Annotated in this window: 24 protein-coding genes, 1 tRNA gene and 1 pseudogene; 8 read left to right on the top strand and 18 right to left on the bottom strand. The window is 72.6% G+C overall.

From position 1 onward, the window contains the following. The first annotated feature begins 67 nt into the window (after nt 1-67). Together F8R89_RS17305 and F8R89_RS17300 are read left to right on the top strand one after the other, a co-directional pair. The gene (locus F8R89_RS17305; RefSeq protein ID WP_192806153.1) at nt 68-808 is read left to right on the top strand and encodes a response regulator transcription factor; all 741 of its coding nucleotides are present in this window, start codon (nt 68-70) and stop codon (nt 806-808) included. Beyond that, entirely contained in the window at nt 805-2,406 is a 1,602-nt protein-coding gene (locus tag F8R89_RS17300) for a sensor histidine kinase (RefSeq protein WP_192806152.1), read from the top strand. The genes F8R89_RS17305 and F8R89_RS17300 overlap by 4 nt, the downstream gene beginning before the upstream one ends. Here the strand turns inward: F8R89_RS17300 and F8R89_RS17295 are convergent. Then, the gene (locus F8R89_RS17295; protein WP_151784822.1) at nt 2,352-2,927 is read right to left on the bottom strand and encodes a TetR/AcrR family transcriptional regulator; all 576 of its coding nucleotides are present in this window, start codon (nt 2,925-2,927) and stop codon (nt 2,352-2,354) included. The two genes, F8R89_RS17300 and F8R89_RS17295, sit on opposite strands and share 55 nt — an antisense overlap. Before the next feature lie 88 nt (nt 2,928-3,015). Here F8R89_RS17295 and F8R89_RS17290 point away from each other — a divergent pair, with 88 nt between their 5' ends. The 3 genes and pseudogenes from F8R89_RS17290 to F8R89_RS17280 all read left to right on the top strand — a co-directional run bounded on the left by F8R89_RS17290 (nt 3,016) and on the right by F8R89_RS17280 (nt 6,028). Continuing rightward, nucleotides 3,016-3,897: an SDR family oxidoreductase gene (locus tag F8R89_RS17290; protein WP_151784821.1), complete on the top strand. Its 882-nt coding sequence runs from the start codon at nt 3,016-3,018 to the stop codon at nt 3,895-3,897. A gap of 95 nt (nt 3,898-3,992) precedes the next feature. Next, nucleotides 3,993-5,123, top strand: a pseudogene (locus F8R89_RS17285) (glycosyltransferase); the annotation flags it as partial. A gap of 116 nt (nt 5,124-5,239) precedes the next feature. After that, nucleotides 5,240-6,028 (top strand): TetR/AcrR family transcriptional regulator, encoded by a 789-nt coding sequence (locus tag F8R89_RS17280; protein ID WP_151784819.1) that lies wholly within the window; start codon nt 5,240-5,242, stop codon nt 6,026-6,028. A 6-nt stretch (nt 6,029-6,034) separates the two neighbouring features. On the opposite strand, the gene F8R89_RS17275 is transcribed toward F8R89_RS17280, so the two are convergent. The 4 genes from F8R89_RS17275 to F8R89_RS17260 all read right to left on the bottom strand — a co-directional run bounded on the left by F8R89_RS17275 (nt 6,035) and on the right by F8R89_RS17260 (nt 10,453). Continuing rightward, nucleotides 6,035-6,505 carry a PPOX class F420-dependent oxidoreductase gene (locus tag F8R89_RS17275; RefSeq protein ID WP_151784818.1) on the bottom strand — a complete coding sequence of 157 codons (471 nt, stop codon included), beginning with the start codon at nt 6,503-6,505 and terminating at the stop codon, nt 6,035-6,037. Between the two features lie 49 nt (nt 6,506-6,554). Next, on the bottom strand, nt 6,555-7,379 hold the full coding sequence (locus tag F8R89_RS17270) for a YceI family protein (protein WP_151784817.1): 825 nt from the start codon (nt 7,377-7,379) through the stop codon (nt 6,555-6,557). Nucleotides 7,380-7,473: 94 nt separating this feature from the next. Beyond that, complete coding sequence (locus tag F8R89_RS17265; protein WP_151784816.1) at nt 7,474-9,990, bottom strand: MFS transporter; 2,517 nt, start codon at nt 9,988-9,990, stop codon at nt 7,474-7,476. A 13-nt stretch (nt 9,991-10,003) separates the two neighbouring features. Continuing rightward, nucleotides 10,004-10,453, bottom strand: coding sequence for a MarR family winged helix-turn-helix transcriptional regulator (locus tag F8R89_RS17260; protein ID WP_151784815.1), 450 nt, complete (start codon nt 10,451-10,453; stop codon nt 10,004-10,006). 206 nt (nt 10,454-10,659) lie between these two features. Between F8R89_RS17260 and F8R89_RS17255 the strand changes: the two genes are divergently transcribed. Continuing rightward, complete coding sequence (locus tag F8R89_RS17255) at nt 10,660-10,857, top strand: hypothetical protein (protein WP_192806151.1); 198 nt, start codon at nt 10,660-10,662, stop codon at nt 10,855-10,857. A 481-nt stretch (nt 10,858-11,338) separates the two neighbouring features. Here F8R89_RS17255 and F8R89_RS17250 read toward each other — a convergent pair whose 3' ends face one another. The 8 genes from F8R89_RS17250 to F8R89_RS17215 form a co-directional block, all read right to left on the bottom strand. Next, entirely contained in the window at nt 11,339-12,244 is a 906-nt protein-coding gene (locus F8R89_RS17250) for an RNA polymerase sigma factor SigF (RefSeq protein ID WP_151784813.1), read from the bottom strand. 268 nt (nt 12,245-12,512) lie between these two features. Next, nucleotides 12,513-13,364: an RNA polymerase sigma factor SigF gene (locus F8R89_RS17245; protein ID WP_179199572.1), complete on the bottom strand. Its 852-nt coding sequence runs from the start codon at nt 13,362-13,364 to the stop codon at nt 12,513-12,515. A gap of 164 nt (nt 13,365-13,528) precedes the next feature. Beyond that, nucleotides 13,529-13,822, bottom strand: a complete 294-nt coding sequence (locus F8R89_RS17240; protein WP_151784812.1) for a Dabb family protein — start codon at nt 13,820-13,822, stop codon at nt 13,529-13,531. Continuing rightward, nucleotides 13,819-13,998, bottom strand: coding sequence for a hypothetical protein (locus F8R89_RS17235; RefSeq protein WP_055625257.1), 180 nt, complete (start codon nt 13,996-13,998; stop codon nt 13,819-13,821). Before F8R89_RS17235 ends, F8R89_RS17240 begins: the two co-directional genes overlap by 4 nt. Nucleotides 13,999-14,160: 162 nt before the next feature. Then, nucleotides 14,161-14,245, bottom strand: a tRNA-Ser gene (locus F8R89_RS17230). 56 nt (nt 14,246-14,301) lie between these two features. After that, nucleotides 14,302-14,733 carry a tRNA adenosine(34) deaminase TadA gene (gene tadA, locus F8R89_RS17225; protein ID WP_225994417.1) on the bottom strand — a complete coding sequence of 144 codons (432 nt, stop codon included), beginning with the start codon at nt 14,731-14,733 and terminating at the stop codon, nt 14,302-14,304. Nucleotides 14,734-14,771: 38 nt separating this feature from the next. Next, entirely contained in the window at nt 14,772-15,299 is a 528-nt protein-coding gene (locus F8R89_RS17220) for a hypothetical protein (RefSeq protein WP_151784810.1), read from the bottom strand. Between the two features lie 313 nt (nt 15,300-15,612). Then, a complete protein-coding gene (locus tag F8R89_RS17215) occupies nt 15,613-15,807 on the bottom strand; it encodes a hypothetical protein (RefSeq protein WP_151784809.1) in 195 nt (64 codons plus the stop codon). A gap of 140 nt (nt 15,808-15,947) precedes the next feature. On the opposite strand from F8R89_RS17215, the gene upp reads away from it, so the two are divergent. Continuing rightward, a complete protein-coding gene (gene upp, locus F8R89_RS17210; RefSeq protein WP_151784808.1) occupies nt 15,948-16,583 on the top strand; it encodes a uracil phosphoribosyltransferase in 636 nt (211 codons plus the stop codon). A gap of 33 nt (nt 16,584-16,616) precedes the next feature. On the opposite strand, the gene F8R89_RS17205 is transcribed toward upp, so the two are convergent. After that, the gene (locus tag F8R89_RS17205; RefSeq protein WP_225994416.1) at nt 16,617-17,258 is read right to left on the bottom strand and encodes a LytR C-terminal domain-containing protein; all 642 of its coding nucleotides are present in this window, start codon (nt 17,256-17,258) and stop codon (nt 16,617-16,619) included. 112 nt (nt 17,259-17,370) lie between these two features. Then, on the bottom strand, nt 17,371-17,667 hold the full coding sequence (locus F8R89_RS17200; RefSeq protein WP_003999914.1) for a type II toxin-antitoxin system VapB family antitoxin: 297 nt from the start codon (nt 17,665-17,667) through the stop codon (nt 17,371-17,373). 114 nt (nt 17,668-17,781) lie between these two features. Here F8R89_RS17200 and F8R89_RS17195 point away from each other — a divergent pair, with 114 nt between their 5' ends. Then, nucleotides 17,782-19,476 (top strand): helicase HerA-like domain-containing protein, encoded by a 1,695-nt coding sequence (locus F8R89_RS17195; RefSeq protein ID WP_151784807.1) that lies wholly within the window; start codon nt 17,782-17,784, stop codon nt 19,474-19,476. Between the two features lie 31 nt (nt 19,477-19,507). Here F8R89_RS17195 and F8R89_RS37110 read toward each other — a convergent pair whose 3' ends face one another. From F8R89_RS37110 to F8R89_RS17185, 3 genes are all read right to left on the bottom strand, one after another. Continuing rightward, entirely contained in the window at nt 19,508-19,633 is a 126-nt protein-coding gene (locus tag F8R89_RS37110) for a hypothetical protein (RefSeq protein ID WP_264158888.1), read from the bottom strand. Nucleotides 19,634-19,681: 48 nt separating this feature from the next. Beyond that, on the bottom strand, nt 19,682-20,014 hold the full coding sequence (locus F8R89_RS17190) for a hypothetical protein (RefSeq protein WP_151784806.1): 333 nt from the start codon (nt 20,012-20,014) through the stop codon (nt 19,682-19,684). A gap of 76 nt (nt 20,015-20,090) precedes the next feature. After that, the gene (locus F8R89_RS17185) at nt 20,091-20,684 is read right to left on the bottom strand and encodes an HhH-GPD-type base excision DNA repair protein (protein WP_151784805.1); all 594 of its coding nucleotides are present in this window, start codon (nt 20,682-20,684) and stop codon (nt 20,091-20,093) included. Nucleotides 20,685-20,760 lie beyond the last annotated feature (76 nt).

The following is a 20,760-nucleotide window of genomic DNA, read 5'->3' as shown; positions in this document are numbered from 1 at the left end:
GCGTTTCTCAGGTGATTCACAGGTTGGGGAAAGGGTCTTCTCAGGGGCCGTCGACAGGGTGTGCCCCATGACCACGACCTCGCCCCAGGGGCGTTCCGAACTGCTGAGGTCGGACGGGAGCCCCGTCCGCGTGCTGGTGGTGGACGACGAGCAGTCGATCACCGAACTGCTCTCCATGGCCCTGCGCTACGAGGGCTGGCAGATCCGCAGCGCCGGGGACGGCGCGGGTGCCCTGCAGGCCGCGCGCGAGTTCCGGCCCGACGCCGTCGTCCTCGACATGATGCTGCCGGACATGGACGGGCTGACCGTCCTCGGACGGCTGCGCCGGGAACTGCCGGACGTGCCGGTGCTCTTCCTGACCGCGAAGGACGCCGTCGAGGACCGGATCGCCGGGCTCACGGCGGGCGGGGACGACTACGTCACCAAGCCGTTCAGTCTGGAGGAGGTCGTCGCCCGGCTGCGGGGACTCATCCGGCGCTCCGGCGCGGCAGACCGGCGGGCCGAGTCGGTGCTGGTCGTCGGCGACCTCACCCTCGACGAGGACAGCCACGAGGTCACCCGGGCGGGGGACAGCATCCACCTGACCGCGACCGAGTTCGAGCTGCTGCGCTTCCTGATGCGCAACCCGCGCCGCGTGCTCAGCAAGGCGCAGATCCTCGACCGCGTGTGGTCGTACGACTTCGGCGGCCAGGCCAACGTCGTCGAGCTCTACATCTCCTACCTGCGCCGGAAGATCGACGCAGGACGGGAGCCGATGATCCACACGCGGCGCGGTGCCGGGTACCTGATCAAGCCGGCCGTGTCGTGACCGGGCGGCGACGGCTGTGGACGCGGCGGGCGGGCCAGCCGCGCACGCTGCGCTCCCGGCTCGTCGTCGCCTGTGTGACGCTGATCGCCGTGGTGTGCGCGGTGATCGGCACGGTCACCACGCTCGCCCTGCGCGAGCATCTGGACGACCAGCTGAACGGGCAGGTCGAGGACGCGGGCAAACGGCTGTCCGTGCCGTTCAAGCCGGAGGGCGGGGATCCCCCGGCGAGCGACGAACGGATCGAGGGCTTCGTCACCAAGGGGCCCGTGCAGACGGGCACCGTCGCCGCCGAGTCCGGAACCGGCCCCCGGGTCACCCGGGCCGTCATGGCCGAGCGGCAGCCGGACGAGTCCACGGGCTTCGAGGGCCGGGCCATCGAACTGGGCGACGCCGTGAAGGACGCGCTCTCCGGCGTCCCCGACGACGGAAGCCCCCACACCGTGAGGCTGCCCGGCCTCGGCGAGTACCGGGCCCTGCACGTCCACCGTCTCGACGGCGGCTACTACGTGGCCCTGCCGACCGCGACGGTCACGGGCACCCTGCGGACCCTCGTCCTCATCGAGGCGATCGTCACCGCCGCCGCCCTCGTGGCCGCCGGACTCGCCGGCACCGCCATCGTCGGCGTGGCGACCCGCCCCCTGCGCCGGGTCGCCGACACGGCCACCCGGGTCTCCGAACTCCCCCTGCACACCGGCGAGGTCAACCTCAGCGAGCGCGTCCCCGAGCCCGAGACCGACCCGCACACCGAGGTCGGCCGGGTCGGCGCGGCCCTCAACCGGATGCTGGACCACGTCCACGGCGCCCTGCACTCCCGCCAGCAGAGCGAGACGCGGGTACGGCAGTTCGTCGCGGACGCCAGCCACGAGCTGCGCACCCCGCTCACCGCGATCCGCGGCTACGCCGAGCTCACCCGGCGCGGACGCGAGGAGATCGGCCCCGACACCCGGCACGCGCTCAGCCGTATCGAGTCCGAGGCCGCCCGGATGACCCTGCTCGTGGAGGATCTGCTGCTGCTCGCCCGGCTGGACGCCGGACGCCCCCTGCAGATCGAGCGGACCGATCTGGTCCCCCTCGTCGTGGACACCATCAGCGACGCCCGCGCGGCCGGCACGGACCACACCTGGCGCCTCGACCTGCCCGACGAGCCCGCCGTCGTCCCGGCGGACGCGGCCCGTGTGCAGCAGGTCCTGGTCAACCTGCTCGCCAACGCGGGCACCCACACCCCGCCGGGCACCACGATCACCGCCCGTGTCCAGCGACGGGGCGCGTGGGTGTGCGTGGACGTCGTGGACGACGGGCCGGGCATCCCGGCGGACCTGCTCCCCCGGGTCTTCGAGCGGTTCGCGCGCGGCGACTCCGCGCGCTCCCGCGCCACCGGCTCCACCGGGCTGGGCCTGGCGATCGTGCAGGCCGTGGTCAGCGCGCACGGCGGCTCGGTGAGCGTCGACAGCGTGCCCGGGCGGACCGTGTTCACCGTGCGCCTGCCCGCGCAGCCCGCAGAGAACGCGACCGCCTGGAACGGCCTCGCCTGGAACGGCCTCGCTCAGCCCAGGGACGCGGTGGCCGCGCGCAGCTCCTCCAAGGCCGCGAGCGCGTAGGGCGCGAACGCCTCGTCGTCCCGGTCGCCCTCCGACCAGCGGGCATACCCCTGCTTGAACGCGAGGACACCCATCTCCGCCGCGAGGTGCGCGGTCGCCTCCGGCACTCCGCGGGCGACGAGCGCCGTCGTCATGGCGGCGGCGAGACCGACGCTCTTCAGGGCGTCGCGCTCCTGGAGTTCGGTGCTGGCCGCGACGGCCGCCTTCAGCCGGGGACCCAGTTCGCGGTTCGCCGGGCCCATCGCGCTCGACGCGCGTTCCAGTCCGGCCGCCACCGCCCGTAGCGGAGTGGCGTCGGCGGGCGCCTCGGCGACCCCCTCCGCGAGCAGCCGGCTGAGCGTCTCCTGACCGGCCACGAGCAGTTCCCGCTTGTCGGAGAAGTAGCGGAAGAACGTGCTCTTGGTGACGCCGGCGCGCTCGGCGATCTGCGCCACGGTCGTGGCGTCGTACCCCTGCTCGGTGAACAGGTCGACCGCCGCGACGACGAGTCGCTGGGCCGCTCCCGGTTGCCATCTAGCCATGCGGCCAAGTCTAAGTGATGGGACTCTTGTCCCATCGCGGTGTATGGTCGGTGATGGGACAAGAGTCCCATCACTTCGAGGAGAACCCATGCACGTGTTCATCACGGGCGGCACCGGCACCATCGGCTCCGCCGTCGTCACCGAACTGCTCGCCCACGGCCACACCGTCCTCGCCCTGGCCCGCTCGGACGCCTCCGAACGGACCCTCCGGGACGCCGGCGCCGACGTGCTGCGCGGGGAGATCGCGGACCTCGACGTCCTGCGCTCCGGCGCCGCGGCCGGCGACGGGGTCGTCAACCTGGCCTTCGGACGCGACTACGGCACCCCGGAGGCCCTCGCGCACTCCATCCGCGAGGAGAGCGCCGCGCTGACCACGCTGGCGGAGGAGCTCACGGGGACCGACCGCCCGCTCGTCGTCGTCTCGGGGACCCCGTGGATCCCGGGACGCGCCGCCACCGAGGCCGACCCGGTGTCCACCGACGGCCCGGTCGGCGAGCGGGGCCGCAAGGTCACGGAACTTCTGGGCTCGGCCGACCGGGGGCTGCGGAGCATGGCCGTCCGGATGCCGCGCACGGTCCACGCCGACGGGCAGGGCGGGTTCGCCGGCCTGCTGACCGAGGCCGCGCGCCGCACCGGCGTCGCCGGCTACCCGGGCGACGGCACCCAGCGCTGGCCGGCCGTGCACGCGGCGGACGCGGCCGCGCTGTTCCGCCTGGTCCTCGAATCGGCGCCGGCCGGGACCGCCTGGCACGCCGTGGCCGACGAGGGGGACGCCGTACGGGACATCGCCGAGGTCGTCGGACGGCGGCTCGGCCTGCCCGTGAAGTCGGTGCCGGAGGAGACCTTCGGCCCGTTCGGCCCGATCTTCGCCGCCGACCAGCCCGCGTCCAGCGCCCACACCCGCGACGTCCTCGGCTGGCGGCCGAAGCACCCGAGCCTCCTGGAGGACCTGGAGAACATCCGGCCCTGACCCTGCCGCTCCCCCGGCCGGGACGCCCGTGCTCACAGGTGCGGGACAGTCCCACCACACCGCCGGAACAGGGGAGTTGACGACAGTCGGGTCCCATGCGAACCGACTCTTCCCCCGGCACCGCGCCGGCGCGGGAGCACCTCCCGGCCGCGGACGCCGGCACCCCTGTCCTGGACGTGGTGATCCCCGTCCACAACGAGGAGAAGGACCTCCAGCCCCGCGTACGGAGACTGCGCGACCACCTCGCGCGCACCTTCCCGTACGCCTTCCGCATCACCATCGCGGACCACGCGTCGACCGACGCCACCCCGCGGGTCTCGCGCCGGCTGGCTGCCGAGTTCCCCGAGGTCGTAGCCGTAAGGCTGGAGCGGAGGGGACGCGGCCGCGCGCTGCGGACCGTCTGGTCCGCCTCGGACGCCCTCGTCCTCGCCCATCTGGACGTGGACCTGTCCACGGACCTCGACGCGCTGCTGCCGCTGGTCGCCCCGCTGATCTCCGGCCACTCCGACCTCGCGCTCGGCTCCCGGCTCAGCCACGGCTCACGCGTGGTGCGCGGCGCCCGGCGCGGGTTCAAGGCGATACGCCGTGACGTGGCCCAGGCGCTGCTGCCGCTGATCGAGGACACCGCGTGGTGCTTCGACACGGAGATGCTGGTGCTCGCCGAGCGCGCGGGCCTGCGGATCCACGAGGTGCCGGTCGACCGGGTCGACGACCCCGGCTCCGGCCTCCGTACCGCGCGGACGGCGACCGACGACCTCAAGGGCGTAGGGCGGGTGGGCCGTGCGCCGGCGGCGGGTTCCCCGCCGCTGGACCGGCCCACCCGCCCCTTCGGCGACGACCCGCGCGACCGCGAGGCCGAGGACGTGCCGCGGCCCCTGCTCCGCCGGCTCGTCGGCTTCTGCGCGCTCGGCGTCCTGTCCACCGTCCTCCACCTGCTGCTCTACAGCGCCTTCCGCGGCTTCGCGGGGTTCCAGAGCGCCAACGCGCTCGCCCTGCTGGTCTCCGTGCTCGCCACCACCGCCGCCGACCGGCGCCAGGCGCAGGGCCTGCTCGTGTTCGGCATCGCGCTCACCCTCACCAGCGGCTCCCTCGCCGCACTCGACGCGGCCGGCGGCCGGCCCGCGCACTCCACCGAACTCGCCGTCCTGGTCACCGCCGACCTCGGGGCGACCGCCCTGCGCCTGCTGCTCCTGCGGGCCTGTGCCTTCCCGGACCCGGGTGAGCCGTCCGCCTCGCGAACCTGAGCGCCTCCGGTCACCGGGGCGTCGCCGCACGCGGAGGGGGCAGACAAGAGCTGACGGCATTCCGAGCGGCCGATGACGGAGTCGGAGGAAGGTGCGCCATGGCCAGGGCAGCCCGGCAGTCCCCGCGGACCAGTGTCTGGCTGGAGGACAAGCCCCGCCGGGGCGGCCGTGGCGGCGGGGGCCAGCCCTCCGGCCTCGACCGGGACCGGATCACCGAGGCGACCGTACGGCTGCTGGACGCCGAGGGGCTGGCCAAGTTCTCGATGCGCCGGCTCGCGGCCGAGCTGAACGTCACCGCGATGCCCGTGTACTGGTACGTCGACACCAAGGACGACCTGCTCGAACTCGCCCTGGACGCCGCCCTCGGCGAACTCGGCCTGCCGGACGACGTGACGGGAACCGACGGCGGCGAGGACTGGCGCGACGAGCTGCGCGCGCTGGCCCGCGCCTACCGGGGGCTGCTGGTGCGCCACCCGTGGCTGTCCCCGCTGATCGGCACCTACGTCAACATCGGCCCCAACAGCCTCGCGTTCTCCCGGCGGATCCGGCGCATCGTCCGCCGCACCGGCCTGCCCCCGCACGGCCTGGTGGCGGCGATCTCCGCCGTCTTCCAGTTCGTGTACGGCTTCGGCACGGTCGAGGGGCACTTCATCGCCCGCAGCGCGGCGTTCGGCATGAGCCCGGACGCCTACTTCCGGCACGCGATGAGCTCGGTGACCGGCTCCGCCGAGGCCGCCGACGTCGTCCAGGACTCCGCCGAACTCATGGAGGCCCGGGGCGGCGACACGGTCGAGGAGATGTGGGAGCGGGACTTCGGCTTCGCCCTCGACCTGCTGGTGGCCGGCATCGAGGCGATGGCCGACAGGGCCCGCCCGGCACCCTCGTAGGACGGCTCAGTCGCCCTCGACGAGCCGCGCCGGGAAGCCGCCCGTCGCCACCGGGCCCCAGCGCTCGGGAGTGACCCGGATGATCGACTTGCCCTGCTTCACCATCGCCGCCCGGTACTCGTCCCAGTCCGGGTGCTCCCCGGCGATGTTCCGGTAGTACTCGACGAGCGGTTCCACGGAGTCCGGCGCGTCCACGACCTCCGCGGTCCCGTCGATCTGCACCCAGGGCCCGTTCCAGTCGTCGCTGAGCACGACCACACTCACCCGCGGGTCCCGCTTGGCGTTGCGCGTCTTGGCCCGCTCCGGGTACGTGGAGACCACGATCCGGCCCGAGTCGTCGACCCCGCAGGTCAGCGGACTGGCCTGCGGGCCGCCGTCGGACCGGCGGGTCAGCAGCAGGGCCCGGTGCCGGGGCCGTACGAAATCGAGCAGCTCTTCGAGCGAGACGCGGGTGTTGGTCGCGATGTTCGGTGCCATGGGACGAGCCTAGGGCGCTCCCGGCCGTGTCAGCCTGACCCTGCTGTGCTCAGGCTTCCGGGAGTGTCCCGCCCTGCACGGCCTGGATGTCGAGCTCCACCTTCAGCGTCGTACCGATCGCGGCGATGCCCGCCTGGACGACCTGGTTGTAGTTCATGGCGAAGTCGTCCCGGCGCAGTTCGGCCGTCGCCCGGAACGCGGCGCGGGTGCCGCCCCACGGGTCGGCGCCGGTGCCGAGGTAGGCGAGGTCCAGGTCCACGGGACGGACGACCCCCCGCATCCCCAGCTCGCCGTGCACGGTCCAGCGGTCGGTGCCGCCGGCCGCCGTGACGCCCGTCGAGCGGTAGACGATCTCCGGGTGCCGCTCCACGTCCAGGAAGTCCGGCGACCGCAGGTGCCCGTCGCGCATGGCGTTGCCGGTGTCGATGGACGCGGCCTCGATCACCGCCTCCACCCGGGACTTGGTGACGTCGTCCGGCGCGATCTCGACGGCGGCGGAGAACCGCGTGAACCGGCCGTGCACGCTGGAGATCCCCAGGTGCTGGGCGACCGCGGCGACCGTGGAGTGCGCCGGGTCGACGGTCCACGGGCCGGGCGTCGGCAGTTCCGTGCCGCCCTGGCGGGCCAGCGTGACCGTGCCGACCTCGGCCCGCCCGCTCGCGGTCACCAGCGCGCTCGCGGCGGCCGGCGCGTAGCCGACGGCGGTGACGATCACGGTGTACGCCCCCGGCGGCAGCGGGTTCGCGTCGCGGACCGCGCCCTCCGGGTCGGCCTCCAGCCGCAGCACCTGCGCCCCGGTCATGTCCGTCACCGTGACGACCGCGTGCGGCACGGCCCATCCGTCCCGCGTGCGGACCCTCGCGGTCAGTCCCATCTCACGTACTCCTCGGAAGTCTTCGAACAGAACCGGCCCGTGGCGGCGGCACGCCTCCGCTCGGAGCGCGCTCGCCACCACGGGCCGGGCCGGGTCACTCGCCGGGGTGGGCGAGTTCGATGTCGTGGCCGTCGGTGCCGCGGCCGGTGACCGTCAGCGCCGTCGCGACCGGCGGGTAGCCCGTCGCGATGACCGTGTACTCGCCGCCGTCCAGGTCGGTGAAGGCGTACGCCCCGTCCGTCCCGGTGGTCGCCGTGCCGACGACGTTGCCGGCCGCGTCGACCAGCGTCACGCGGGCGTCGGCCAGCGGGCCGTGCGGCGCCCGGACGACGCCCTGGACCTGGGCGCCGGCCTCCAGCTCGACCTCGATCCGGGTGACCCCGGTGCCGGCGACCTCGACGGGCAGGGCGCGCGGCCGGTAGCCGTCGGCGTTGACCGCGACGGTCACGGCGCCGGGCACCAGCTCGGCGAGGCTGAACTCGCCCTGCTCACCGGTGGCGGCGGTGGCCAGCAGGTCCCCGCGCACATCGGTCACGATGACCATGGCGCCGGCGACCGGCTCGGCGCCCTGCGCGGCGCGCACGACACCGCTCAGGCCGCTGGTGCCGCTGAGCAGGATGTCGTAGGCCACCGGCTCGTCGCCGTCGACGACGATCGTGGAGGCCTGCGGCTGGAAGCCGTCGGCGGAGGCGATCAGGACGTACGAGCCCGCGCCCGGCGCGTCCACCGCGTAGGCGCCGTCGGCCTGCGCGACCGAGCGGCCCAGCTGTCGTCCGGCCAGCGAGATCAGCGTGACGGCGGCCTGCGGGACCGGCGCGCTCTCTGCACCCCGGACGAAGCCGCGCACCGGGACCCCACGGGAGGCGGCGCCCCCGGTGGCCTCGGCGTCGGCCACGGTGGCCACGGCCGCGAGGGCCTGGGCGGTGCCGGGGGCGGTCTCGGCCGACGCGACCGCGCTCTCGGACCGCTCCGGGGCGGCCTCGGCGGCCTCGGCGGCGGCGACGGCCGGGGTCTCGGCCGGGGCCGGGTTCTCGTCCTCGGCGGCCTGGGCCAGGGCTCCCTTGGTCTTCAGGGGGACCTCCTTGATGAACACGGCGAACAGGAGGGCGAGCAGGGCGATCGGCGCCGCGTACAGGAAGACGTCGGCGACCCCGTGGCCGTACGCGCCCTCGACGACCGTGCGGACCGGCGCGGGCAGGGAGTCCAGGTCGGGGATCTCACCGTGACCGGAGGAGGAGCCCCGCACGCCGAGCTCGGCCAGGCCGTCCTGGACGTAGTGGGTGATCCGGTGGCTGAGGACCGCGCCGAGCGCCGAGACGCCCATGGCACCGCCGAGGGACCGGAAGAAGTTCACGACGGAGCTCGCGGCGCCCAGGTCGCTCGGGTCGACCTGGTTCTGCGTGGCGAGGACCAGGTTCTGCATCATCATGCCGACGCCGAGACCGAGCAGCGCCATGAAGATCGCGACGTGCCAGTACGCCGTGTCGTAGCGGATGGTGCCGAGCAGGCCGAGGCCCGCCGTGACCAGCACACCGCCACCCAGCAGCCAGGCCTTCCAGCGGCCGGTGCGGGTGATGACCTGGCCGGAGACCGTCGAGGAGACGAACAGACCGAGGATCATCGGGATGGTCAGGACGCCGGACATGGTCGGCGACTCGCCCCGGGCCAGCTGGAAGTACTGGCTGAAGAAGATCGTGCCCGCGAACATCGCGATGCCGACGAACAGCGAGGCCAGCGACGCGAGGGTGATGGTGCGGTTGCGGAACAGCCGCAGCGGGACGATCGGCTCGCTCGCCCTGGACTCGACGAACACGAAGATCAGCAGCAGCGCGAGCGCGCCGCCGGTCATCGCGCCGGTCTGCCAGGACAGCCAGTCGTACTTGTCACCGGCGAAGGTCACCCAGACGAGCAGCAGGCAGACCGCGGCGGTGATGAAGAAGGCGCCGGCCCAGTCGACCTTGACCTTCCGCTTCACGACGGGCAGGTGCAGCGTGCGCTGCAGCACGATCAGGGCGACGACGGCGAACGGCACGCCGACGTAGAAGCACCAGCGCCAGCCGAGCCAGTCGGTGTCGGTGATGACGCCGCCGATCAGCGGGCCGCCGACCATGGCGGTGGCGAACGTGGCGCCGAGGTAGCCGTTGTACCGGCCGCGCTCACGCGGCGAGATCATCGCCGCGAGGATGATCTGGGCCAGCGAGGACAGACCGCCCATGCCGATGCCCTGGACCACGCGGAAGGTGATCAGCATGCCCGGGTTCTGCGACAGACCGGCCAGCGCGGAGCCGGCCACGAAGACCACGAGGGCCAGCTGTATCAGCAGCTTCTTGGAGAAGAGGTCGGCGAGCTTGCCCCACAGCGGTGTGGACGCGGTCATCGCCAGCAGCGACGCGGTCACCACCCAGGTGTAGGCGCTCTGACCGCCGCCGAGGTCCTTGATGATGTCGGGCAGGGCATTGGAGACGATCGTCGACGACAGGATCGCGACGAACATGCCGAGCAGCAGCCCGGTCAGGGCCTCCATGATCTGCCGGTGGGACATCGGAGCGCCGTCGGGGGCTCCCGAATGCCTGGCGTGGGCCCGCACACCGGCTGGTGTGGTCGTTGCCATGAACTTCCTTCTCCTACTGGGTGATCGCGGGTGTACGGCAGTCGTCGAAGCTGGCCCGCAGCCGGGCCATGAGCCGGATGAGCGCGGCGACGTCGTCGTCGGACCAGTCGCTCAGGCGCTCCTCGAGCAGCCGCGTGGTCCGGTGGGACATCTCCCGCACCCGTTCCTCGCCGCTCGGGGTGAGACGCACGATGCGGCTTCGCTTGTCCGCGGGGTCGGGGGAGCGCTCGATCCAGCCGCGCTCGGCCACGTGGGCGACATGCCGGCTCGTGACCGACATGTCCACGGCGAGCAGCTCGGCGAGCTTGCTCATGCGCATCTCTCCGTGGCGGACCAGCAACGTGAGGACGGCGGCGGAACCGGAGGGGCAGTCGGACGGCAGGGTGCGTCCCATCTCCCGCTTCACGGCGCCGAAGGCACTGAACTGGCGGACCAGCTCCTCGTACTGTGCCGTTTCGGCCATCACACCTCCCGTGTTTGTTGCTCAGGGCAACTATAGGCAGTGCTTGGTTGCTACAGGCAAACAAATCCGGGGGTGCCGCCGCAAAAAGTTGGCAAAGGCAAGTATTGCGACCGTAAATGTGCAGGTGGAGTGGGGTGTGTGGACCTGTGTGCGGAGCGGCGTCCCCCACTTGGGCCTCCACCGCACATTCGCTAGGGTCTCGGGCCATGGCTAACACCCAGGGCCCCCAGGGCCACCACGACCCCGCAGGCAGCACCCAGATGTTCCGCGCCTTCGTCGACGAGGGCCCGCAGAGCGGCGGACGGCAGCAGGCGGCCTCCTCCGGCCCCCGCATCGGCCTGATCGTCGGCGTGATCGCCGCCGTGGTGATCGTCGCCGCGGTGGCCTGGCTCGCACTGAAGTAACCCGGCGGGGCACGGCGGTCGTACCGGGACGTCCGGCGTCTCGGCGTGTAAGCCGAGCTCCCCGATGACACGGCTGCCGAAGGTGACGCTGCCCGCGCGCACGGCCTCGCCGCCCTCGTTGTGGAGGGTGAGCGTCACCTTCTCGCACCAGCACCGGTCTCCGGGCGCGCGCACCGGCTCGCCCACGACCAGCCGCACGCGGCGAGGCGGACGCCGAGGACGCCGGTGCGTTCGCGGAGGGGGCGCGGGGCGTCACCGTGCCGGTCGGACCCGCCGCCGGGGCCTGGGGCGGGCCGCCCGCAGGTCCCGGCGCCACGAACCCTCCACCGTCCGGACCGCCACCGCACGAGGCCGGGACGGCGCCCAGCACGACGACGGCCGCCGACGCGCCCTCAGGGCGCACCGACGGCCGGGTGTCGAGGTCGTCCACATCAGGCGGAGCGTCAGGCCGTGAAGGCCGGCGCCCGTCCGGCATGAGGCGTCAGTCGGAGATCAGGCCCTCGCGCAGCTGGGCCAGGGTCCGGGTCAGCAGCCGGGAGACGTGCATCTGGGAGATGCCGACCTCCTCGCCGATCTGCGACTGGGTCATGTTGGCGAAGAAGCGCAGCATGATGATGCGGCGCTCACGGGGCGGCAGCTTGGCCAGCAGCGGCTTCAGCGACTCCCGGTACTCGACGCCCTCCAGCGCCGTGTCCTCGTAGCCGAGGCGGTCGGCCAGCGAGCCCTCGCCGCCGTCGTCCTCCGGGGCCGGAGAGTCCAGCGAGGAGGCGGTGTAGGCGTTGCCCACCGCGAGGCCGTCGACGACGTCCTCCTCGGACACGCCCAGCACGGTGGCGAGTTCGGCGACGGTCGGCGAGCGGTCCAGCTTCTGGGACAGCTCGTCGCTGGCCTTGGTCAGCGCCAGGCGCAGCTCCTGGAGGCGGCGCGGGACACGCACCGACCAGGACGTGTCGCGGAAGAACCGCTTGATCTCGCCCACGACCGTCGGCATCGCGAAGGTCGGGAACTCCACGCCCCGCTCGCAGTCGAAGCGGTCGATCGCCTTGATCAGGCCGATGGTGCCGACCTGGACGATGTCCTCCATCGGCTCGTTGCGCGAGCGGAAGCGGGCCGCCGCGTAGCGCACGAGCGGGAGATTGAGCTCGATCAGGGTGTCCCGGACGTACGCGCGCTCGGGGCTGTTCTCGTCCAGCGCGGCGAGCCGCAGGAACAGGGAGCGGGACAGGGTGCGGGTGTCGATGTCCGCCGAAGCCGGGACGGCTGTGATGTCGGATGCCGGAAGAGCCGGGGCCGGAACGGCCTCGAGAGCCGAAACGTCGAGCGCGGCGTCGGGCGACTCGCTCTTCATGAGCGTGAGCACCTTCGAGCTGCCCTGGTCTGCGGACATGCCACCCCCTCTGGGTCGCGGGACGGTCGTGGCGAACGCTCCGAACGAGGAACGCCAGCCTTCACCTGAATACCGGAGCCGAAGCCGCGGCAAACGCGCTAGCCGAAGAATGTCACATGTCGGCAACACGCTGTAGTGACATGTCGACATGTGAGATCCGAATCGGCCCTGCTTACAGGGGGTCTGACGGTGTTTCGGCTCTCAACTGTCGGCATCCGCCCTGGTGAGCGATTCGCTCTCGCAGGTTATGGCTCGCTCGCGTATGCGGTTATGCGTCGATGCGATTCGCCGAGCGGAGCCGCTGGAAGCTACGCGCGAGTAGCCTCGACACGTGCATCTGGGAAACCCCGAGTTCCGCACTGATCTGCGACTGGGTGAGATTGCTGTAGTAGCGCAGCAGCAGGATTCTCTGTTCCCGCTCGGGCAGTTGCACGAGGAGGTGGCGGACCAGGTCCCGGTGCTCCACGCCGTCCAGGGCGGGGTCCTCGTAGCCGAGCCGGTCCAGGAGCCCGGGCAGCCCGTCGCCCTCCTGGGCGGCCTCCAGTGAGGTCGCGTGGTACGACCGACCGGCCTCGATGCAGGACAGGACCTCGTCCTCGGTGATGCGCAGCCGCTCGGCGATCTCGGAGGTGGTGGGGGTGCGCCCGAAGGCGGTCGTGAGGTCCTCGGTCGCGCTGTTGACCTGGACCCACAGCTCGTGCAGCCGGCGCGGCACGTGGACCGTGCGCACGTTGTCGCGGAAGTACCGCTTGATCTCGCCGACCACCGTCGGCATGGCGAAGGTCGGGAACTGCACGCCCCGGTCCGGGTCGAAGCGGTCGATGGCGTTGATGAGGCCGATGGTGCCGACCTGGATCACGTCCTCCATCGGCTCGTTGCGGGAGCGGAAGCGGGCGGCCGCATAGCGCACGAGCGGGAGGTTCGCCTCGATGAGCGCCGCGCGCACGCGGTTGTGCTCCGGCGTGCCCGGCTGGAGTTCCTTCAGCTCCCCGAAGAGGACCTGGGTGAGTGCCCGGGTGTCGGCGCCACGGCTGCGCGGCGGGGACGCGGGTGTTTCCTCCTGCGTCGGGGCTTGAGGCGCAGTACTGGCCGGCACGGTCAACTCCACCTCGTGATCCATCAACTCATCCGTCAAAAGCGGTCATAGCATCACAAGACAGTTCATTGTGTTCAAGTACCGCATAATCCCGTGTTGAGGACCCGGCGCCGCTACGGACACGCGAAAGCCCCCCGCCGGAGGGCGGAGGGCTCGGGAAGCGACGGGGCGCCCGGGGGCGCGGCGCCTCAGAATTCGTAGTCGGCGATCACCCAGCTGCTGAACTCGCGCCACAGCGCGACGCCCGCCTGGTGCTCGGGGTGGTCGACATAGGTGCGCAGGGCGTCCGCGTCCTCGAAGGCCGAGTTGATGGCGAAGTCGTAGGCGATGGGGCGGTCGCTGAGGTTCCAGCCCAGCTCCCAGTACCGGATCTCCTCGATCTTGCCCTCCAGCGCGCGGAAGGCCTCGACGCCCTCCACCACCCGGGGGTCGTCGCGCTCGACGCCCTCGTCGAGCTTGAACAGGACGAGGTGGCGGATCATGAGTCTCCTCCGTTGGCGATCCAGGTCATGAACTCCCCGACGGCCTGGGCGGCGTCCGAGATGCCCTCGAACCCGACCTGGACGTAGTCGGCGGCCTTCGCCGGATCGGTGATGATCACATAGAGCGCGAAGACCACGACCAGGTAGACGGCGATCTTCTTGCCATTCACCGCCATCGCGGCCTCCCCTGTGGCTGCTGTGTCTGCCGTGGCTGCTGTGCCCAGTGCGTCGAAAGAGCCGACAACGGCCCCGTGTTTCCGGCGGTGAGTGTAGCGGCCACGCCTCCACGGAGATCAACAGCACGAAGGGCCCCGTCGTGAGACGAGGCCCTTCCAGAGCGGTAGCGGAGGGATTTGAACCCTCGGTGACTTGCGCCACACTCGCTTTCGAGGCGAGCTCCTTCGGCCGCTCGGACACGCTACCGAGGGAGACCTTACAGCACGGCGGGCCGTGCTCAGAAATCGATAAGCGGCCGGGGCTCACCGGTCCCGGAAGAACTCCGTGAGCAGGTGCGCGCACTCCTCGGCGAGGACGCCCTCGATCACCTCGGGCCGGTGGTTCAGGCGCCGGTCGCGGACGACGTCCCACAGGGAGCCCGCCGCGCCGGCCTTGTCGTCCCGGGCGCCGTAGACGACCCGGTCCACCCGGGACTGCACGAGGGCGCCCGCGCACATCGTGCACGGCTCCAGGGTGACCACCAGCGTGCACCCGGTCAGCCGCCACTCGCCGAGCTCGGCGGCGGCCCGGCGGATGGCCAGCACCTCGGCGTGCGCGGTCGGATCCCCGGTCGCCTCCCGCTCGTTGTGCCCGGCGCCGAGCACCCGGGTCCCGTCGGCGGACAGCACGACGGCGCCGACGGGGACGTCCCCGCCCCGGACGGCCTCCTCGGCCTCCTCCAGGGCGAGCCGCATCGCCGCCCGCCAGCGGTCGCGTACGGGGTCGGGCGAGGTCAGCGGACGGTCTCCAGGACCTCCGAGGCACCCAGCGCCTCGGCGATCGCGCCGAGGGCGTCCTCGGCGTCCAGGGACTTCAGCTCCTTCTCGCCGACGCCCAGGTCGTCGAGGATCTCGCTGTCGCCGACCGGGCTGTGCGGGACCGCGTCACCGCTCCCGCCCTCCTCGTCGTCGGAGTCGCCGTCGGGCTCCTCCGTGCCGTCGAGGTCGAGGGAGTCCAGGTCGGCGCCGTCGTCGCCGGGCTCCCTGCCGAGCAGTTCGTCGGTGAGGAGGATCTCGCCGTAGCTGCTGCGGGCGGCCGCGGCGGCGTCCGACACGTAGATGCGAGGGTCGTCCTCGCCGTCGATGCGGACGACGCCGAACCAGGCGTCCTCCTGCTCGATGAGGACCAGCACCGTGTCGTCCTCGGGCGAGGCCTCACGGGCCAGATCGGCCAGATCCGACAGGGTCTCCACATCGTCGAGCTCTGTGTCGCTCGCTTCCCACCCGTCTTCGGTGCGCGCGAGCAGTGCGGCGAAGTACACCGTGACTCTCCCACTGGTCTGAGGCGTGCCGGTTGGGGGTCCCCCCGGCGGAGGTTACGGGCGGGACGGCTCGGGGGTCCGAGCCCCACCCACTCGGAATCGTGGCAGAAACAAGGCGTCCAGGGGACGTCTTCGGCTCCCTGTGTCCGGCTGTTTTGATCGCCGTGGCCCGAGGGGGTCCGCGAGCGCGTCCGCGAAGGACTCACCAGCGCACTCGTTGCCGCCACCTGCGGATCGTACGCGGCTTTTCCGGGTGTTCCGGCACGCCCCGGCCCCAACGGCGCCCGGCGCGGCCGGTGGTGGCGGCGCCGCGCTACCAGCGGAACGTGCGCATACGCATGGCGTGGCGCAGCCGGGCCGCCTTCGCCCGGCGCGGCTGGACCCGGTCGCGCAGCGCGCGGGCCTCGGCGAGTTCCCGCAGGAACTGGGCGCGCCGCCGGCGGCGGGCGGCGTCGCTCGTGTCCGGCGCGTCCCCCGCGGGGTCCGCCGGCGATTCGGCGTTCGGCATCGGTTCACCACCCCCAGGTCACGTCCCTCCCACTTTCCCTCCGACGGGCGGTTTGATGCAGGCGCGAGGGTGAACCGCGGACCGGGGGCTTGCCGTGTGCGGGGGCGCCGGTCATACCGGGCCCGGTTACTGTTGTGGACATGCGTCTCCACGTCGTCGACCACCCCCTGGTCGCCCACAAGCTCACCACGCTGCGCGACCGGCGCACCGACTCCGCGACCTTCCGGCGGCTCGCCGACGAACTGGTCACCCTGCTCGCCTACGAGGCCACGCGGGACGTGCGGACCGAAGCGGTCGACATCTCGACCCCCGTCACCGAGACCACCGGTGTGAAGCTCTCCCACCCGCGCCCGCTCGTGGTGCCGATCCTGCGGGCCGGACTCGGCATGCTGGACGGCATGGTCCGGCTGCTGCCGACGGCCGAGGTGGGCTTCCTGGGCATGATCCGCAACGAGGAGACGCTTCAGGCGTCCACCTACGCGTCGCGGATGCCCGAGGACCTCTCCGGCCGTCAGGTGTACGTCCTCGACCCGATGCTGGCCACCGGCGGCACCCTGGTCGCCGCGATCCAGGAGCTGATCAAGCGCGGCGCCGACGACGTGACCGCCGTGGTGCTCCTCGCCGCGCCCGAGGGCGTGGAGCTGATGGAGCGCGAGCTGGCGGGCACCCCGGTGACCGTCGTGACGGCCGCCGTGGACGATCACCTCAACGAGAACGGGTACATCGTGCCCGGCCTGGGCGACGCGGGCGACCGCCTGTACGGCGCCGCCGAGTAGGCGCTCAGGGGCGGAACACGCCCCGCGCGCCCCTCAGCACCCCTTCTTCGACGAGGCGGGCGACGGCTGGGGCTCGGCCACCGCGGCCAGGGCCTTGTCGGCGTCCGCCTTCTTCGTCAGCTCCCTGAACTCGTCGCCGATGATCAGGTCGACGGCGGTGCCCTTGCGGGCGGCGTCGGTGCGGCGCTCGGCGGCGGTCAGCTGGGTCGCGAGGACCGGCAGCGAGGTGTTCAGCGAGGAGGCCGGGCCGAGCAGCAGCCCGGTGCCCTTGACCTTCTTGTCGTACTCCTTGCTCGCGTTGCCCACGTCACCGATCTTGAAGCCGCGCTTCTTCAGCTCGTCGGCGGTCTTCTTCGCCAGCCCCCCGCGGGTGGTGGCGTTGAGGACGTTGACGGTGATGGCCCCAGGCTTCGGCGGTTCGGGCGTGGCGGACGGCGAGGCCGTCGCCTTCGTCGCGCAGTCGCTCCTGGCCCCGGCCGCGGAGGCCTTGCCGCCGCCGCCCGTGAAGACGTCGACGAGCTGGAGCGTGCCCCAGCCGGCCAGGCCGAGGCCGGCGAGCGAGGCCGCGCCGAGCAGGACGAGCCTGCCGCGCGCCCGGCGTCGCCGCATCCGTGGGTACTTGTCCCCCTTGATCCGGTACTGGCCACCCATGCCGGGGGGAGTCAGCATGCTCATGGGCGCAGCGTAGTGCGCCCGGGCGGCAATGCCTACTAGATGATCATTCCCAGCCGCGCGGTCCAACCCGAAAGGGTCAATGCGGACCAGGCCCGGCCGCGTCAGCCCGGACTCAGTCCAGTTCCAGCACTCTCGCGTGCAGCACCTGGCGCTGCTGGAGTGCCGCGCGGACCGCGCGGTGCAGGCCGTCCTCGAGATACAGGTCGCCCTGCCACTTCACGACGTGCGCGAAGAGGTCGCCGTAGAACGTGGAGTCCTCGGCGAGCAGGGTCTCCAGGTCGAGTTGGCCCTTGGTCGTCACGAGCTGATCGAGGCGGACCGGGCGCGGAGCGACGTCCGCCCACTGCCGGGTGCTTTCCCGGCCGTGGTCGGGGTACGGCCGGCCGTTTCCGATGCGCTTGAAGATCACACGGAAAGCCTACCGGTCCAGACGTTCCGGGCGCAGCCATGGCGGCGGAGTGCGACGCTGGAAAAGATCGGGCAGAACGTGACGAAACGGCGAAGGCCGTGGGGGAGAGCGGACATGAGCGACCGCAAGAGCACCCCCGGAACCGGGGCCGCGCCCCCGGCGCCCGGGACCCGGACCGGCGCTCCCGCACTCCCGCGGGAGGCCCTGGAGATCGCCGCCGGATACGCCTTCCCCGGCCCCGCCCTCGATCTCGGCGCCCTGCTGTGGGACGGCACCTGCCTGCCGGACGCCCAGATCAGGGTGCCGCTCTCCATGCTCAACCGGCACGGTCTCGTCGCGGGTGCCACCGGCACCGGCAAGACCAAGACCCTCCAGCTGATCGCCGAACAACTGTCCGCGCAGGGCGTCCCCGTGTTCCTCGCCGACGTCAAGGGCGACCTGTCCGGGATCGCGGCGCCGGGGCTGGAGAACGACAAGGTGCGCTCCCGGGCCGCCGAGGTTCACCAGCGGTGGACGGGCACCGGATTCCCCGCCGAGTTCCTCGCGCTGGGCGGCATCGGGCACGGCGTCCCGGTGCGCGCCACGATCACGAGCTTCGGCCCGGTGCTGCTGTCCAAGGTCCTCCAGCTCAACCAGACCCAGGAGCAGTCGCTCGGCCTGATCTTCCACTACGCCGACAGCAAGGGCCTGGAGCTGGTCGACCTCAAGGACCTGCGGGCGGTCGTCGCCTTCCTCACCTCCGACGAGGGCAAGGCGGAGCTGAAGAACATCGGCGGCCTGTCGACGGCCACCGCCGGGGTGATCCTGCGCTCCCTGACCGCCTTCGAGGCGGAGGGCATGGGCGACTTCTTCGGGGAGCCGGAGTTCGACACGGCCGAGCTGCTGCGGACGGCACCGGACGGGCGGGGCCTGGTGTCGGTCCTCGAACTGTCCGCCGTCCAGGACCGGCCCCGGCTGTTCTCCACCTTCCTGATGTGGCTGCTCGCCGACCTCTTCCACGACCTGCCCGAGGTCGGGGACGCCGACCGGCCCAAACTGGTGTTCTTCTTCGACGAGGCGCACCTGCTGTTCGACCAGGCGTCCAAGGCGTTCCTGGACGCGATCACCCGGACCGTACGGCTCATCCGCTCGAAAGGGGTCGGCGTCTTCTTCGTGACGCAGACGCCGAAGGACGTGCCGGCCGAGGTGCTCGGGCAGCTCGGCAACCGCGTCCAGCACGCGTTGCGCGCGTTCACCCCCGACGACCAGAAGGCGCTGCGGGCCACGGTGAAGACGTTCCCGGACTCGCCGTACGACCTGGAGGGACTGCTCACCGGGCTGGGCACCGGCGAGGCCGTGGTGACCGTCCTGAGCGAGAAGGGCGCCCCGACCCCGGTCGCCGCGACCCGGCTGCGGGCCCCCGAGTCGCTGATGGGGCCGCTCGGGGAGGAGGAGCTGGACCGGGCCGTGACCGGGTCCGCGCTGTACGAGCGGTATGCACAGGCTGTGGACAGGGAGTCCGCGTACGAACGGCTCCAGGAGTCCCGGAGCGGCAAGGGCCCGGACGAGATCACCGGCGAGCGGCGCTCTGGGAAGGGGCCCGACGAGGTCACCGGGGAGCCCCGGCGCGGCAAGGGGCCCGACGAGATCACCGGCGCGGGCGGGCGCGGAACGCCGTCCCGCGGCAAGGGCAGGGCGGAGAAGGACGAATCCGTGGTCGAGCAGGTCGTGGGCAGCGGCATGTTCAAGTCCCTGGCCCGGTCGGTCGGCACGCAGATCGGGCGGGAGATCACCCGGTCGCTCTTCGGGACGGCGCGGCGGAGGCGGTGACCCGGAGAAGTCCGCCCCCGCCGCGCCGGTCTCAGCCGCGCTCCCGTTCCTCACGGGGACGCGGCGGCTCCTTCTTCCGGGCCCCGGGCTTCGGGGCGCCGCGGGCCGCCTCCGCGCGCAGCAGGGCGCGCAGGACGGCGTAGGGGTCGGCGGGCATGGCTGTGCTCCTCCTGTCGTGCTGACGGGGCCTCCTGGCGGGGGCGGGTCAGCAGCGCAGGACGACGGTGCGCAGCAGGGGCGGGACGCCCGGGAGCGTGGCCGGGCGGACCGTCCGGCGGGTGACGGGGGCGGGGGCCGACCGGTGCGGCGGGCCCGCGCAGGGCCGTACGGGACGACGGGTGCCGGCGCGGCGGTCGGCGCGGGCGGCGGGCCGGACGGTGGCGTCGAGGGTGTCGTGCTCGACGGCCTCGGCTCCGGCCGTCACGGCCACCGGCAGGGTGTGCGCGTGGGCGTGCGCCCCCGGCACCAGCAGGGCGAGCAGCAGCACGACGACCCGCGGCCAGACCCGGCTGCGCGATCCCCTGCGTGCGGTGCTCACGGAAGGTCATGTCCCCCCGCGGCGTCCACCGTTCATCGCGCCGGACGCCGGAACCCCCCGCACGGACCAACGGACGTCAGCCGCGGGACGCCTTCGCTGCCTTCGCCGCCGCCTTCATCTCCTGCTTGTGCGCCCGCACCTTGGCCAGCGACTCCGGACCGGTGATGTCGGCGACGGACCGGAAGGACTCGTCCTCGCCGTAGGCGCCGGCGGCCTCCCGCCAGCCCTCGGGCCGCACACCGAGCCGCTTGCCGAGCAGGGCGAGGAAGATCTGTGCCTTCTGCTTGCCGAACCCGGGCAGCTCCTGGAGCCGGCGCAGCAGCTCGCGGCCGTCGTCGACGCCCTTCCAGACCAGCTCGGCCTGGCCGTCGTAGTGCTCGACCAGGTACTGGCACAGCTGCTGGATCCGCTTGGCCATGGAGCCCGGGTAGCGGTGCACGGCCGGCTTCTCGGAGAGCAGGGCCGCGAACGCCTCGGGGTCCTGGGCGGCGATCTCGTGCGCGTCGAGGTCGTCCGCGCCGAGCCGGTCCGCGATCGTGCGCGGCCCCTTGAACGCCCACTCCATCGGCACCTGCTGGTCCAGCAGCATGCCGACCAGCGCGGCGAGCGGGCTGCGGCCGAGCAGCGCGTCGGCCTCCGGGTCCTGGGCGAGATGCAGGGTGACGTCCATGCCCCCGATCATGCCGCGCGGGCCGCCGGGCCGCGCGCGGGGGCGGGGCCCGGCCGGTCCCGTACCATTCGGGCTG

The sequence above is a fragment of the Streptomyces sp. SS1-1 genome, assembly GCF_008973465.1.
In the GTDB taxonomy this organism is placed as follows: domain Bacteria; phylum Actinomycetota; class Actinomycetes; order Streptomycetales; family Streptomycetaceae; genus Streptomyces.
The sequence above is the reverse complement of the archived record's forward strand: the minus strand, read 5'-3'. Positions and strand labels throughout refer to the sequence as shown.